Below are 14,359 nucleotides of genomic sequence, written 5' to 3'. Positions count from 1 at the left end.
TGACGATGGCTCTTCCGATCGTCCACCGCGAGCTGCGCGATCGGACGGTCCGGCTCTTCGCGGAAAACGTCCGCGCCGGCGTCTATCACGTCTACTATCCGGCGATCGCGACCGTGTCGGGAACCTACGGCACGCCGGGGGCGAGGATGGAGATCCTCTACAGCCCGGAGATCTACGCGACGAGCGGATCGAGAACGGTCAGCGTGACGCGCGGGAGGGAGTGAGGGCGTGTCCGGCTCAGACAGGAGACATCCGCTCGGCGGTCGCGGCAGAAAGCGATTCGCTCTCTCGCGGCCGGTCCTGCTTCCGTTCACTGCGACAGTTCTCGCGCGGCCGGTCCTGTTCCTGTTCGGAGCGGCGGCTCTGGCCGGCTGCGCGGCGCTCATCCTGCCCCGATGCGCCGAGCTGCCGGACTGGTCGCTCCGGGAGATCCCCTCCTCGATCGTCGTCAAGGATCGAAGCGGCGTCTTTCTCGGGGAGCGGCCGGGAGGCGATGGCCCCTTCCGGAACAGGATCTCGCTCGCGGAGATCGATCCGCTCCTCATCCGGGCGGCGCTCGCCGCGGAGGACCGCCGATTCTTCCGGCATCCCGGGATCGACCCGCTCGCCCTCGCCCGCGCCGTCTGGCGCGGTCCGTTCCGGGGCCGCCCGCTCCGAGGAGCCTCCACTCTCACGATGCAGGCGGTCCGCGTCACGCGCGGCCAGCCACGCGGTCTCGCCGGCAGGCTTCAGGAGATCTACTGGAGCATGGTTCTCGAGGCGCGCCTCACCAAGGAACAGATCCTCGAGATCTACTTGAACCGAGCCCCATACGGCCCACGGCTGCAGGGCGTTGCAGCCGCCTCCCGTCGCCTGTTCGGGAAACCGCCGGCCGTGCTCTCCCCCTCCGAGGCCGCTCTGCTCGCCGTCCTGCCGCGCGCCCCGAGCCGATACGACCCGCACCGCTTTCCTACAACGGCGATTCGGGCACGGAACCGTCTTCTCCACAGGATGCGAGATCTCGGATGGCTCGAGCCCGACGCCGCCGAGCGGGCGGAGGCCTCGGCGCTGGCCCTCGCGCCCGCCCCGCCAAGGCGGACGCCGCACTTCATCGACTGGGCGATCGCGCTGGCCGATAGCATCGGAGCCGCTCCCAGCGAGATCCGAACGAGCATCGACCTGCGCATCCAAGCCGAGGCCGAGCGCGCCCTCCTCGATCGATCACGCCTCCTCGCAGGACGGTGCTCGGGGGGCGCCGTCGTCGTGCTCGATACGGAGACCGCCGCCATCCGCTCGATGGTCGGGTCGATCTCCTATGACTCCCCCGAGGCGGGCCAGGTGAACGCCGCGCTCGCTCCGCGCCAGCCCGGCAGCGCCGTGAAGCCGTTCACCTATGCCGCCGCCTTCACCGGGCCGATCCGTCCCTCGACGATCCTGGGCGACGTCCCGACAAGCTATGAGGACGCGACGGGAATATTCGCGCCGCGCAATTACGCCGGCGGGTTTTCGGGACCGGTCTCCGCGCGCCTCTCGCTCGCCAACTCATGGAACGTCCCCGCGGTCGAGGCGTTCGGCCTGGCCGGTTCGGAGAACGTGGCGAGGCACTTCGTGGACGTCGGCCTGGCGCGCGCGGAAGAGATCGACCGGCTGGGACTGGGACTCACGCTCGGCGCCGGAGAAGTGTCCCTTCTCGATCTGGCGGCGGCCTATGCGACCCTTGCGCGCGGCGGAACCTGGATCGAGCCCGCGGCGATCCTCTCCACCAGGGATCGGAGTGGACGGGAACGGTTGGCGCCGTCCCCTCGAAGGCGTCACGCCATCGATCCGATCGCCTGCTCCTGGGTGAGCGAGATCCTTTCCGATCCGGCGGCGAGGGCGGCCGCCTTCGGAAGGGGCGGCCCTCTGGAGATGTCGCGCGAGGTGGCGGCGAAGACGGGGACCTCCTCCGATTGGCGCGACGCTTGGGCGGTCCTCTACACCGCCCGGCACACCGTGGCTGTCTGGATGGGGAACCCCGACGGCACGGCCACCGATCGCGTCACCGGCACCGAGGGCCCGGCGCTCGTGGCGAGATCGATTCTCGAGGCGCTCGAGGCGGCCGAGCCGTCCCCGCCCTTCCCGATCCCGGACGGAGTCGAGAAGCGCGCGGTCTGCCCTCTCTCAGGGTGCGGGGCGGGATCGGACTGTCCCCACGCGGACTGGAGCCCGTTCCGTCGCGCCGATCCGCCTCTGCCCATCTGCGCGGCCCACGCCGGCTACAGGGTCGATGCGTCCACCGGCCTGCTCGCCCGATCGTGCACTCCCCGCTCGCGCGTGAGGCGTGCCGTCTTCGCCGTGCTTCCCGAGCGATTCTCGTTCTGGCAGGAGGATCGAGGGCTCCCGAGACCTCCGGAGAAGGCGACGCCGTGCCTTTGCGGAAGCGGCACGTGCCGCGCCCTCGATGGGCCGCAACGGGACGGCGGCCGCGAGGAGATCCTCTTCGCCATCCGCAGACCGGTCGATGGCGCCGTCATCGCCGCGGACCCGACGCTTCCCGCGGACCAGCAGCAGCTCGCGCTGGAGGCGGAAGCCCCCGCGCGGTCCCGCGTCATCTGGCGGATCGACGGCGAAGCGCATGGGGCGACGCGCGGAGTCCACCGTCTGTTCTGGCAGATCAGGCCCGGTCCGCACACGATCCAGGCATCGATTCCTGAGCGCGGGCTCCGGGCGGAGTGCGAGATCGTGGTCCTCGATGCTGGGGACGGCTACCCGGCCGATTCCCTCGGATTCGCTGCGCGGGAGCTCACGCTCCGCAGCAGCAATCCTCCCCCCGCACCCCCTCGAGCCCCTCCCGCACCAGCCAGGGGACCATGAGGAGAGCCGCCACCGGATCCGCCCACCACGCGCCCGCGGCCGCGTTGGCGACGAGACCGAGCAGGAGCGTGAAGGAGAGATAGGAGCATGCCAGAGTCTCCTTCGCTTCGGCGCGCAGGGCAGCGCTCCCGATCTCCCGGGCCGCGCGGAGCTTCCCCCAGGCGACGAGCGGCATGACGACGAGGGAGACGGCAGCCAGGACGATGCCGACGACGCTCTCTTCGGGAGCGTCGCGCCCGATCAGCGTCCAGATCCCCTGCGCCAGAACGTAGACGGCAAGAAGAAGAAAGGTGGCTCCGACGAAGCGTCGCACGCGCCGCTCTGCCGCCTCGATCTCCTCGCGCTTTCCCCCGCGCGCCTCCTTCGAGAGGCGCCAGAAGAGCAGAACCGCGGCGCTGCACTCGATCACGCTGTCGAGGCCGAAGCCGACCAGGGCGACGCTGCGGGCGGCGATCCCCGACCAGAGAGCGATCGCCGCTTCGAGAACGTTGTATCCCATCGTCGCGCCGACGAGCCAGAGCGCGATTCGCGCCCAGTCGCGCCTGTCCCGTCGAGGCATGGCGGAACTCACGAGGACTCGGCTCCGCGCCGCCGCCGGCCTCGGCCCTTCAGAGCTCGCCTGCGAATCGATCGATCCTCCACAGAGCGCCTACTGGGACAGCTTCATCATCTTCCGCAGCAGATCGACCACGCGGCAGGAGTAGCCCCACTCGTTGTCGTACCAGGCCACGGTCTTGAGGTAGGTGCCTCCGACGACGCCCGTGAGGGCGGCATCGAAGATCGCGGAGTGCGGATTGCCGATCACGTCGCTCGAGACGATCGCGCCGTCGGCATACTCGACGATCGTCTTCAGGGGGCCTTCCGCGGCCTTGCGCACGGCTTCGTTCACGCCCTCGGCGGTGACGGGCCTGCTCATCACCGTGACGAGATCGACCGTTGAGCCGTCCGGCACGGGCACCCGCATCGCGATGCCGTCGAGCTTCCCCTTCAGCTCCGGGAGCACCTTGCCGACGGCGCGGGCGGCGCCCGTCGTCGTGGGAATGATGTTCTCCGCGGCGGCCCGGCTGCGCCTGAAGTCCGAGTGCGGGACGTCGGCGAGACGCTGGTCGTTCGTGTAGGCGTGCACGGTCGTCATGAAGCCCCTCTCGATCCCGAACGAGTCATTGAGGATCTTGGCGATCGGGGCGAGGCAGTTGGTCGTGCAGGAGGCGTTCGAGACGATCCGGTGCTCCGGCTTGAGTTGATCGTCGTTCACGCCCACGACGATCGTCGCGTCGATCTCATCCTTCGCCGGCACCGTGAGGATGACCGCGCGGGCTCCTGCCAGGATGTGCTTCTCCAGAGACGCCCGGTCCCGGAACCTCCCCGTCGCCTCGATGACGAAGTCGATCCCCTCTCTCTTCCAGGGAAGATCGGCCAGGTCGCGGATCTCGAACATCCGCACCTTGTGTCCGCCGGCGTGCATGGTGTCGCCGTCGATCGCAACTTCCCCGCGAAAGCGGCCCATCACCGTGTCGTACTTGAGGAGGTAGCCGAGAGCGACATTGGGAGCGATGTCGTTGACCGCGACGACCTCCAGGTCGTTCGCGTCCGCGAGAAGGCGGAAGATCGCCCGTCCGATGCGTCCGAAACCGTTGATCGCGATGCGAGACTTCATCCTCCCCCCCATCACAGCTTTGCCAGCCTCTCGACCATTTCGACGACGCGGGTCGCGTATCCCCAGCCGTTGTCGTACCAGGCGATCGTCTTGAGAAGGTCGCCGCCCAGGACGCTGGTCGAAAGGGAGTCGAAGATCGCCGAGTGGGAGTTGCCGATCACATCGCTCGAGACGATAGGCTCCTCGGTATACTCGATGATGTTCTTGTAGACCGACTGGGCCGCGCTCTTGACGACCTCGTTGACTTCCTCCGCCGTCACGGGCCGCCTCATCAAGGTCACGAGGTCGATGACCGAGCCGTCCGGAACCGGAACGTTGATCGCGATTCCGCCCAGGCGTCCCGCGAGTTCCGGCAGGATGCGCTCGACCGCCTGCGGCGCCCAGGTCGTTGTCGGGATGATGTTCTCGGCGGCCGCCCGGCTGCGGCGCAGATCCTCGTGCGGAACGTCGGCGAGCCGCTGGTCGTTCGTGTAGGCGTGGACCGTCGTCATGAGCCCCTTCTCGATCCCGAAGGCGTCGTTCAGGACGCGCGCGATCGGCGCCAGGCAATTCGACGTGCACGACCCGGCGGACACGATCCGATGCTCCGGAGTCAGGATGTGATCATTCACCCCCATGACGATGACGGCATCGATCTCGTCCCGCGGGGGCACCGTCAGGACGACCTTGCGCGCGCCCGCGTCGAGGTGCTTCTCGAGCATGGGACGGTATCGGTACTTGCCCGTGGCCTCGATGACGATCTCGACGCCGAGGTCTTTCCAGCTCACCTCGCCGGGCTCCCGCGCGGTCAGCATCTTGATCTGCCGGGCGCGGTGGTACATCGCGTTCCCCTTCACCGAAATCGGCTCGGAGAACTTGCCATGGACCGTATCGAAGCGGAGCAGGTACTCGAGAGCCTTCGGGTCCGCGACATCGACGATGGCGACGACATCGATCTCCGGATGGCTCTGCTGGATGATGCGGAAGGCGTTCCTCCCGATCCGCCCGAATCCCATGATTCCGACATGAACGCTCATGCGATGACGACTCCTTCCTTCCAGGCGGCGTGCGCCGCGGCTACCTCTAGCCCCACATAGACAGAGCATGGTAGCATGCTCTGGAGCCCTTCGGATAGGTTCCGGGAACCGAAACGGATCCATGGGGTTCGCTCTTCGGTGGACGATCGCGAACACGAATCGAGTTCAGGGAGGCTGAGATGTTCCATAGTCCCAAGCGCCCGGCATTCCGGATGACCCTTCTCTTCCTTGTCGCGCTCGCTGCGATGCTCGCCGCGTCCGCCCACGCCGGGGACCCGGTCACGCAGGACTGGAGCGGTATCATGCCGGCCGTCGCCCTCGTGGATGTGCAAGGGCCTGGCGGCGCTCCCTTGCGTCAGACGTACGGGACATTCCTCGGCGATCCGGGCCGCCTGGTCGTGCGCCTGAGCGCCCTCAAGGGAGCCGAGAGGCTCGAGATCGCATTGCGAGGCGGAGGCTCCCTGACGGCGAGCGATTTAATCGCCTCGGATGCGGCCAATGACATCGCGGTGCTCGACGCCAAGGGCTTGATTCCCGTGAGACCAGTCGCCGACCAGACGATGTACTGGCGGTTCAGCGAGCGCATCCGCGTCATTCCGGGCCCGGGAATGCCCGACGCGATGCCCGAGCTCACATGCGGCGAGCCGATGGAGGTGGGCGCGCTGAGAATCGTCCCGGTGGCGGGCGAGCACCCGGAGGGGCTCCTCGTCATGCACCACTGCGGACGCTGGGTCGGGATCACGGGGAAGATCACGGACCCCACCGGGAGCTTCCACTACATGACCACGAAGGAGTCGATCCTCCCGCTCCTCCAGAAGACCGCCTCCCCGACACCGATCGCCGGGATCGAGATCGGGACTTCTGACTGGCTCAATCCTGCGACGGCCAAGGGGCTGCTGGTCCGCGCCTTCCTCACGTCCTACGAGAACCCGACCGCGGCCCAGCCCTTCTTCGACCTGGCGTCGGCACGCGACAAGGAGATGCCCGAGATCCGTTTCTGGGCGGGAAAGGCGCTCTTCAAAGAGGCGAAGTACCCCGAGGCCGAGGCGGCCTTCCGCGAGGCCGCGCGGCTGCGCCCCAGATGGGAGCACGCCTACTTCATGGGCGGCGCGTCGGCCTTCCAGCAGAAGAACTACGACGTCGCGGTGCAGATCTACGACGAGGGGCTGAAGTCGATTCCGAAGTCGGCGATGATCATGAGCAACAAGGCGGCCGCCCTCGGTGGCCTGGGCCGAGTGCAGGAGGCCGTGGATGTTCTGAAGGCGGCCATCGAGGCCAATCCGACCTACGGGATGGCCGTCTTCAATCTCGGGGGGCTCTATCTGCAGATGGGAAAGAGGATCGATGCCGAGGAGCAATACACGAAGCTGCTCGAGATCGACAAGGGCCTCGCCGACGGGTTGCGCAAGATGCTCGACTCGAAGTGATCAGACCGCGTCCTGGCGGCGGTAGGGTCCTCCCCTGCCGCCCCACTTCTCCTCCAGAAAGACCGCCTCCACAACGATCCCCCGATCGACAGCCTTGCACATATCGTAGACCGTGAGCGCGGCCACGGCCGCGGCGGTCAGGGCCTCCATCTCCACGCCTGTTCGGGCGCGGCAGCGCACCTCGGCCCTGATCTGGACGAGCGAGCCCTCGACCGCCAGATCCACGGCCACCAGATCGAGCGGCAGCGGATGGCAGAGGGGGATGAGGTCCGAGGTTCTCTTCGCCGCCTGAATCCCGGCGATCCGGGCGACATCCAGCACTTTCCCCTTGGCGATCGAGTCGGACGCGATCGCCGAGGCGGCCTTCTCTCCAATCCGGACCCTCGCTCGAGCGACTGCGCCGCGCGCGGTGATCTCCTTGTCCGTGACATCGACCATCTTCGCTCCTGACGGACCAAGGTGCGTGAAGGATGGATCGAGCGTCATCTTCCCTCCCCTCGTGGCGCGCCTCCAGGCAGGAGGTCGGCCGTCAGCACGGATCCGCTTTCCCTCCCCACGCCGTCGCCCGGCACGCGAAGCAGCGCGTCGGTCCGAGACGCCGCGGCGAAGTCGCCGCTTCCTCGGAGCGGGATCTCCCGCGCGCGCATCGAGCCCTCCGTGTCGACATCGAGCGCGCAAGGAACGAAGTGGAGCAAGTCCCCTCCGCGGCGCATCGCTGTCTCGATGCGGACGGGCAAGGGCAGATCGACCGAGGGAACCTCCCCCTGGAACCGGCGGATGAACGGCAGGAGAAACTCCACCGCGGTCACCAGCACGCCCACCGGGTTTCCGGGCAGGCCGAAGACCGCCGTGCGGCGGCCCGCCAGCGATCTCACTCCGAAGAGAAGCGGCTTTCCGGGGCGGATCGCGACCTTGTGGAAGACGACGCGCACGCCCAGATCCCGCAGGACCGCGGGAACGTGGTCGAGCCTGCCCGCCGAGACGCCCCCCGAGACGACGAGGATCTCCGCCTCGAGGCCGCGCGCGAGCGCCTTCTTGAGCAGGGCGGGCTCATCCCTGGCGATCCCGAGATCGTTGACCGACGAGACTCCCGCGGCGGCGACGAGCGAGCGGATCAGGAGATCGTTGGAGCTTCGGATCTGCACGGGACTCGGCCGGCCGGCCGCCGGGACGAGCTCATCGCCGGTGGAGACCACCGCGAGCGTGGGTCTTGCGTGCACCGGGACCCTGTGGACCCCGACTGCCGCGAGCACCGGCAGCGCTGCGTGGCGCAACCGCGTCCCGCGGGCGAAAAGGCGATCCCCTCTGCGAGCATCCTCGCCGCGCAGGGCGATGGCCGCGCGCTTTCGCCCGCCGGCGCTCCCGGGCAGGCTGAGGAGCACTCCGCCCGCGACCTCCGTCGCCTCCTCGACGGGGACGATCCCCTGGGCGCCGCGCGGCACCGGCGCTCCTGTCCAGATCCGAATGGACGTGCCTTCCTTCAGCTCGCGCGGCGGCCTCGATCCGGCCGCCACCTCCCCGACGACCGGCCAGACCGGCTCGCCTTCGCTCTTCCCTCCGACGCGGAACGCGTAGCCGTCGAGAGCGGCTCGATCAAATGGAGGAAGGTCGCGATCGGCGCGGATGTCGCGGGCCAGGACGCGACCGCAGGAGTCCTTCAGATCGACGATCTCCCGCCTTGGCCTCGGGGCGGCGTCCAAGACCATTCCCAGCGCGTCGTCAAACGTCGTCAATTGTTCCATCATCGCTCCGCGCGAGCCCGCGGATCTCCCTCGCTCCCTCACCTTCCCGCTTCAACCGCCACTCCGCCGGGCAGGAAGGGCAGCAGCGGACAGGCGGCGCAGCGGGGGCGCGTCTTGCAGTATCGATGTCCGACCCACACGATCTGGGCATGGAGATCATTGTAGAGCGCGGCGGTCCCCCGGATCTCCCGTTCGATGATCCCTCGCAGGTCCTCGTATCCTCCGCCCGGATGCGCTCCGTGCCGGCGCAGAACTCGATGGGTGTAGGCGTCTACGACGAAGACCGGCCTGCCAAGGGCATAGAGGAGGATGCTGTCCGCCGTCTCCGGCCCGATCCCCCAGATCCCGAGGAGTTCCTCCCGGAGCGAGTCGGTTCCCATCCGCGCCATCCGCCTGAAGCTCCCCCCATGGCGCTCGCGGAAGTAGCGGAGGAAGGCGCGCAGCTTGCGGGCCTTTTGGCGGAAGTAGCCTGAGGACCGGATCGCCCGCGCGAGCCGATCCTCGGGCACTCGTTCGAGCGTCCGGATGCGCAGCCACCCGCGCTCCTTCAGGACGGCGATCGACTTCTCGACATTGCTCCAGGCGGTGTTCTGGGTGAGGATCGCGCCCACCACGATCTCGAGTTTCGTCCTTCCGGGCCACCAGTCGAGGGTTCCATGATCGCGCACGAGCGCGTCATACATCTCCAGCAGCCGTGAGCCGGTCTTCACATCGTCGGGGCGATCTCGGGCGTTCCGAGGCGATAGACGATCTCGATGTCGGCGCACGCCGCCTCCGCGGACACGACCACGGCGATCCGGAGGCAGACGTGCTGGTAGTAGCAGACGCCGCTGCCCCGATCCTCGCAGTAGTAGGCGACGAGATCGATTTCGAGCTCCCCTCTCCCGAGATCGAAGCGGACCGGGATCTCGCAGGGGAAAACCGGATGCTCGCGGATCCAGCTGCGGGACTCGGGATCGAGGTGGACGGCGCCGCCGGGCGATCCGCAAGGGTCGCCTGCGCTGGCATCGAGGGGCGCTCCCGAAGTGGCGGCGGCGGGGGCGGGGCCGCTACGGACCCGCGCCCGCGCCTCGAATGGAGCGGCATCGGCGAAGGCATGTCCAGGCGGCGGCTCGACCCAGAGGACGATCCTGCCCCTCCCGGGCAACACTGCCTGTTCGCCGAGAGGGACAGTCCTTCCCCCGCCGGAGGCTCTAACGGTGGCCATGGGCCGCGCGGCTCCTCGCGATGACCCGCCTCAGGGCAGCTCCTTGGCGCTCTTGATGAGAACCGCCTCGATCGGGACATTGAGGTGCTGCCCGGCACTCTGCGTCGGGACGGCGGCGATCCTGTCCACCACGTCCATCCCCTCGATCACCCTTCCAAAGACGGCGTATCCGTTCGGACTGCCAACCTCGGCTTTGTAGTCGAGGCGATTGTTGTCGTTCAGGTTGATGAAGAACTGGCATGTGGCGGAATTCGGCTGGCTTGTTCTGGCCATCGCCAGAGTCCCTCGGGCGTTCGCTAGACCGGCCTGAGACTCGAGCGGGATCGCCGGGTAGGTCGCGGTCTTCTCGACCATCTCCGCCGTGAACCCTCCACCCTGGATGACGAAGCCCGGCATGACGCGATGGAAGATGGTGTTCGCAAAGTAGCCGTCGTTCACGTACTTGAGGAAGTTCTTGACAGTCTTCGGCGCCTTCTTGTCAAAGAGCTCGATCTTGATGTTCCCCATCGAGGTCCCGAGAAGAACCACGGGCCCCCCCTTTGCAGGCGCCTGCGGCGCCGGTTCCTTGGCCTGCGTCAGGGTCTTGTCCCCCTCCGCCGCCGCGAATCCCACGATCAATACCGTCAGAAGTCCCGCCAGCAGGACTCTTCTCAGCATCGCCTCCATCCTCCTTTGCATTCCGTGCTCTCACGAGGTCGCTGGAGTCAGTGTCCGCGCGCCGACTCCGAGTCCGCGATCCGCTCTGGCCGGTAGCTTAGCAGAGGGAGCCGGCCAGGGGCAACGAGCCGCGGGCGCAGTATCTTGCGGGGCTGCCGCGGGGCCGGCACGGTGCTACGATCCCCCCTCAGGAAGGAGAACCGATCGATGCGACCCGGCGGGCGTCCGTTCCCTCTCCGGCTGTTCCCCGTGGCGCTGCTCTTTTTGTTGGCGGCGTGTCAGAAGGACCCTACCCCGCCGGCGCAGCAGCCGCCGCTCGACTTCAACGCGGAGATCCAGAGGGGATGGTCCCTCTACCGCAACCACCAATACGCCGAAGCCGAGGCTACGTTCCGGGGGCTTGTCGAGGGCTTCCCGCATGAGTCGGAGCCCCTCGTGGGCCGGGGCTGGTGCGAAGTGGAGACGGACAGCCTGGATCTCGCCATCCGACTCTTCCAGACAGCGATCGAGATGGAGGCCCTGCCTGACGCCTTTGCCGGGATCGCCGTCACCGCCTCGGCCCTCGGCCGCGACTCCCTGGCCGTCGCCGCCGCCCATGAGATCACCGACCCGAGCTACCTGTTCATCGGCGACCCCTATCTCGGCTATCAGAGGATCGTCTACCTGCGCGCCCTCGGGGAGTTCCATCTCCGCCGGTGGCAGGATTGCTACGACTCGCTCCTGATCCTCCGGTCGTGGCTCGAGATCGATCTGGACGACTACGATTTCCGCGAGCAACTCATGGCGGCGCTCGAGAGCCTGAGAGGGACGGGATGAGATCGCGCGCACGCGCGGCGAGCTGGTGGCTCGCCGGGAGCGCGCTCGTCGCTCTCGCGGCGATCGTCCATCCGGCAGGCGCGGGATCGAGCTGGCAGGTCAGATCCGTCCCGGAAGGCTCCGGAAGCTGGGTCGTCTCTCCCGAGCCCGCCCTCTTCTACTTCCTGGGGGCTTTTGAAGGCAGCCGCGAATGGGTGAGCGACGACGGCGGCGTCACGGGAACGATCCGGGCCGACGGCCCTCCCTTCCCCGCCGACAGCGTCAGCAGCTTCAGCCTCTCGGACTGCTGCGGCCAGCAATTCGCCGTGACGCTCGATGGGAGGCTCTGGTCGGGGAGGGGGGACGGGCGGACATGGCGTCGCATCCCACACCCCGACTCGCTCGGCGCTCTGACCTGCGCGACGGCGCGCGGCGACGAGGACGTGCTGCTCGGCACCAGCGGCGGCGAGATCTTCTCCGCGGAGATCGGCTACAGCGCGGGCTCCGGCTGGACCCGCATCGCCGATCTGGGAGACGCTCCTGTCAGGAGCGTCGTTCCCCGCAGAGCGGGCCGGTCGATCGTCCTTCTCGACGACGGCCGATTGCTCGCGCAGGACACGACCTGGATCCAGGCGCCCTTCGCGGCGTCGCTCTTCCAGATGGACGGACTGCACAACGGCCACGCGATCGAGCGCGGAAGCCTCGGACTCTGGCGGACGGAGGACGGAGGCCTGAGCTGGTCCATGGTGAGCGACGCCCTCGCCTCGGAGGACCTGGCTCCCTGGGCTCGCCGGGCGCGCGGGCTGACGGTCAAGCGCAACTCCTTCGGAGCCATCTCCTGCGGGGACGCCCTCCTGGCCACTCGCGACGGGGGAACGACGTGGACAGTCGCCGCGGAGGGAACGGATATGTTCCTCGACGCGGCGATCGACGATCTGGGCACGCTCATGACGGCGGGAGCTCGCATCCACAGGAGCGTCGATCAGGGCGGAACCCTGCTGCAGACCATGGGGACCGACTTCTCCCGAGTCTGGATGGGCTCGAGGGATATCTACTGGGCCCTCGATCTCGGCCTGCTGCTCAGCGTCCAGCAGGGCGAGAGCTGGATCCGGCTCCCTCTGCCCGACCGCGCCCGCCGCCTTCGGCGCATCGCCGTTCGACGCGACTACGAGGTCTGGCTTCACTTCGACGGAGAGGAAGGCTCCCGGCTCTTCCACAGCGCCGACCGCGGCGGGACGTTCGAGGAGCTCGATCAGGAGGGCCTCCTGCGCGGCTGCCGCTGGTGGTCCGACTCGCCGGCCGGATTGACCTGGGCCCATAGCGACAGCGCGGTGCTGCGTAGCGATGACGATGGCGCGCGCTGGTCGATCCTGCGCGACGGGTTGCCCGGGATCGCCGCCATGGCCGCCCTCGATTCGCTCCACGCCATCATCGCGTGCGATGGGCTCCTCTCGATCACGCATGATGGGGGCGTGAGCTGGACGGACGCCGATCTCCCCTCGGGCGATGCCTACCGCGCCCTCTCATTCGCGGGAGTCGACAGCGTCGTCGCCCTGGCGCGCGGATTGAGTCTTCGCCCGGCGGACCCGCCGTGGGAGCCGGCGGAAGAGAGGGAGTTCGGCGACACGCTGCGCGCCGTGCGCATGACGGAGAACGGGATCGGATGGGCCGTGGGGGACGGCGCGCTGATCGCGCAGACGTTCGATCGGGGACGGACTTGGGCTCCTTATGCGGTCGATCTCCAGATCAACTCCCTCGAGACGCCCCTGACCGGCATCCACTCGCTCGACGCGGATCGCGCGGTGACAGGAGGCCCTCTGCGTTTGATCCGGCTGCTCCCCGACGCGACGGGTCCCCTCCTCCGGTATGGAGTCTCGATCAACCCTCAACTGCCCCGCTACGTCGACATCCACGTGACCGCCCGCGAGCGTCTCCTCGGCGACAGTCTCATCGTGACGATCGACGGGCTTCCGGTCCCAGCCGCCCTGTTCGATCCGGAGGGCTTCCTCTACAGGGTGCACTTCCGGATCCCCTCCTTTGGCGATGACCTCTACATGCTGACGCGAGCGAGCGACTGGCTCGGCAACGTGCGCGCCGAGGGTCGCACGCTCCTTGGCTACGCCCTCGATGGGGGGGGCGAGGCGCGGGCGACGTGGAACGGAGAGGATCTACTCCTCGCGGGGCGGCCGGGGACGACGGTCGCGCTTCTCGAGATGGGCGGCGAGGCTCCGGATCCGCCGGCGGACTGGGCCTGCGCGGGGCCCGCGTTTCAGATCGCGGCGGACGGCGGGGCCATTCTCGTCCCCTCCAGCGACGCCTTGCGCCTCGCGCGCTACGCGGATGGCGCCTGGCGAATCCCCGCTGGCGAGAGGGCGGCCGTGCCCGACGGGGCCGTCCTGAGGTTGGTCCGCGGCGCCCCGGAACCCGGCCCAGGCGTCGAAGCAGGCGATCCGCTGCGCGTCTTCCCAGTGCCGGCTTCCGGAGCCTGGACCCTCGCGTGGAGCGGACCCGCACGCGCCCCGCTGCAATGGACTCTGATCGATTGCGCGGGCCGCCGCCTGGCCTCAGGCGTCGCGCCCGCGGCCGCGGCGCTCAGTCTCGCGCTCCGGGCGGAGGATGGCGGCGGGCGTCCCCTCGCCGCCGGTGTCTACTGGTTGATCGCCGAGGAATCGGGAACGCGGGCGATCGAGCGCCTCGTGGTCGTCCGCTGATATGGCCGGCCTGCTCCGCATCACTCCGCGGCCAGGGCCTCGATCGGATCCATCGCCGCGGCCCGCCTGGCCGGCAGGATCCCGCTCAGAAGGCCGACCGCAACGCTCACGACGAGGGCGAGGAACGCGTATTCCTTCGGCGTGTGGACGGGAAGCGCCGGCAGCAGAAGATGGATCAGGGCGGCGACTCCCCATCCGCCCGCGATGCCGAGCAGCCCTCCCATGGACGAGAGCAAGGCGGCCTCGCTGAGGTAGAGCCACAGGATCTGCCGCCGCGTCGCCCCGATCGCCTTGGCGAGCCCGATCTCCGACGTC

13 protein-coding genes are annotated in these 14,359 nt (G+C 68.5%); 4 read left to right on the top strand and 9 right to left on the bottom strand.

Going from position 1 to position 14,359, the window contains the following annotated elements; genetic code table 11:
• Positions 1 to 228 precede the first annotated feature (228 nt).
• Positions 229 to 2,832, top strand: a complete 2,604-nt coding sequence (locus FJY88_07100) for a hypothetical protein (protein ID MBM3287104.1) — start codon at positions 229 to 231, stop codon at positions 2,830 to 2,832.
• Here FJY88_07100 and FJY88_07095 read toward each other — a convergent pair.
• The 3 genes from FJY88_07095 to gap (FJY88_07085) form a co-directional block, all read right to left on the bottom strand.
• Positions 2,762 to 3,391, bottom strand: a complete 630-nt coding sequence (locus FJY88_07095) for a hypothetical protein (protein ID MBM3287103.1) — start codon at positions 3,389 to 3,391, stop codon at positions 2,762 to 2,764. The two genes, FJY88_07100 and FJY88_07095, sit on opposite strands and share 71 nt — an antisense overlap.
• 90 nt (positions 3,392 to 3,481) lie before the next feature.
• Entirely contained in the window at positions 3,482 to 4,489 is a 1,008-nt protein-coding gene (gap, locus tag FJY88_07090) for a type I glyceraldehyde-3-phosphate dehydrogenase (protein MBM3287102.1), read from the bottom strand.
• 11 nt (positions 4,490 to 4,500) lie between these two features.
• Entirely contained in the window at positions 4,501 to 5,505 is a 1,005-nt protein-coding gene (gene gap, locus FJY88_07085) for a type I glyceraldehyde-3-phosphate dehydrogenase (GenBank protein ID MBM3287101.1), read from the bottom strand.
• A gap of 179 nt (positions 5,506 to 5,684) precedes the next feature.
• On the opposite strand from gap (FJY88_07085), the gene FJY88_07080 reads away from it, so the two are divergent.
• Positions 5,685 to 6,932: a tetratricopeptide repeat protein gene (locus FJY88_07080; GenBank protein ID MBM3287100.1), complete on the top strand. Its 1,248-nt coding sequence runs from the start codon at positions 5,685 to 5,687 to the stop codon at positions 6,930 to 6,932.
• Here the strand turns inward: FJY88_07080 and moaC are convergent, their stop codons facing one another.
• The 5 genes from moaC to FJY88_07055 are packed head-to-tail and all read right to left on the bottom strand — an operon-like array spanning position 6,933 to position 10,538.
• Positions 6,933 to 7,418, bottom strand: coding sequence for a cyclic pyranopterin monophosphate synthase MoaC (gene moaC / locus FJY88_07075; GenBank protein ID MBM3287099.1), 486 nt, complete (start codon positions 7,416 to 7,418; stop codon positions 6,933 to 6,935).
• The gene (locus tag FJY88_07070) at positions 7,415 to 8,677 is read right to left on the bottom strand and encodes a molybdopterin molybdotransferase MoeA (protein ID MBM3287098.1); all 1,263 of its coding nucleotides are present in this window, start codon (positions 8,675 to 8,677) and stop codon (positions 7,415 to 7,417) included. The genes moaC and FJY88_07070 overlap by 4 nt, the downstream gene beginning before the upstream one ends.
• 35 nt (positions 8,678 to 8,712) lie before the next feature.
• Complete coding sequence (locus FJY88_07065) at positions 8,713 to 9,357, bottom strand: hypothetical protein (protein ID MBM3287097.1); 645 nt, start codon at positions 9,355 to 9,357, stop codon at positions 8,713 to 8,715.
• A 23-nt stretch (positions 9,358 to 9,380) separates the two neighbouring features.
• The gene (locus FJY88_07060) at positions 9,381 to 9,881 is read right to left on the bottom strand and encodes a hypothetical protein (GenBank protein MBM3287096.1); all 501 of its coding nucleotides are present in this window, start codon (positions 9,879 to 9,881) and stop codon (positions 9,381 to 9,383) included.
• A 30-nt stretch (positions 9,882 to 9,911) separates the two neighbouring features.
• Complete coding sequence (locus FJY88_07055; GenBank protein ID MBM3287095.1) at positions 9,912 to 10,538, bottom strand: peptidyl-prolyl cis-trans isomerase; 627 nt, start codon at positions 10,536 to 10,538, stop codon at positions 9,912 to 9,914.
• Positions 10,539 to 10,745: 207 nt separating this feature from the next.
• Here FJY88_07055 and FJY88_07050 point away from each other — a divergent pair, with 207 nt between their 5' ends.
• On the top strand, positions 10,746 to 11,354 hold the full coding sequence (locus tag FJY88_07050) for a hypothetical protein (protein ID MBM3287094.1): 609 nt from the start codon (positions 10,746 to 10,748) through the stop codon (positions 11,352 to 11,354).
• On the top strand, positions 11,351 to 14,044 hold the full coding sequence (locus FJY88_07045; protein MBM3287093.1) for a hypothetical protein: 2,694 nt from the start codon (positions 11,351 to 11,353) through the stop codon (positions 14,042 to 14,044). The genes FJY88_07050 and FJY88_07045 overlap by 4 nt, the downstream gene beginning before the upstream one ends.
• 20 nt (positions 14,045 to 14,064) lie before the next feature.
• Here FJY88_07045 and FJY88_07040 read toward each other — a convergent pair.
• Positions 14,065 to 14,359: FtsX-like permease family protein (locus FJY88_07040; GenBank protein MBM3287092.1), on the bottom strand; the 295-nt coding region annotated here is incomplete at its 5' end.

It is taken from the genome of Candidatus Eisenbacteria bacterium, assembly GCA_016867495.1.
GTDB lineage: Bacteria > Eisenbacteria > RBG-16-71-46 > CAIMUX01 > VGJL01 > VGJL01.
Note: the sequence above shows the minus strand (reverse complement) of the source record. Positions and strands in the feature narration are given on the sequence as shown.

Coding starts and splice junctions, on each gene's coding strand:
- FJY88_07060 (MBM3287096.1), bottom strand. CDS start 9,881: ATGGCCACCGTTAGAGCCTCCGGCGGGGGAAGGACTGTCCCTCTCGGC.
- FJY88_07050 (MBM3287094.1), top strand. CDS start 10,746: ATGCGACCCGGCGGGCGTCCGTTCCCTCTCCGGCTGTTCCCCGTGGCG.
- FJY88_07045 (MBM3287093.1), top strand. CDS start 11,351: ATGAGATCGCGCGCACGCGCGGCGAGCTGGTGGCTCGCCGGGAGCGCG.
- gap (MBM3287102.1), bottom strand. CDS start 4,489: ATGAAGTCTCGCATCGCGATCAACGGTTTCGGACGCATCGGACGGGCG.
- gap (MBM3287101.1), bottom strand. CDS start 5,505: ATGAGCGTTCATGTCGGAATCATGGGATTCGGGCGGATCGGGAGGAAC.
- FJY88_07055 (MBM3287095.1), bottom strand. CDS start 10,538: ATGCTGAGAAGAGTCCTGCTGGCGGGACTTCTGACGGTATTGATCGTG.
- FJY88_07065 (MBM3287097.1), bottom strand. CDS start 9,357: ATGTATGACGCGCTCGTGCGCGATCATGGAACCCTCGACTGGTGGCCC.
- FJY88_07095 (MBM3287103.1), bottom strand. CDS start 3,391: ATGCCTCGACGGGACAGGCGCGACTGGGCGCGAATCGCGCTCTGGCTC.
- moaC (MBM3287099.1), bottom strand. CDS start 7,418: ATGACGCTCGATCCATCCTTCACGCACCTTGGTCCGTCAGGAGCGAAG.
- FJY88_07080 (MBM3287100.1), top strand. CDS start 5,685: ATGTTCCATAGTCCCAAGCGCCCGGCATTCCGGATGACCCTTCTCTTC.
- FJY88_07070 (MBM3287098.1), bottom strand. CDS start 8,677: ATGATGGAACAATTGACGACGTTTGACGACGCGCTGGGAATGGTCTTG.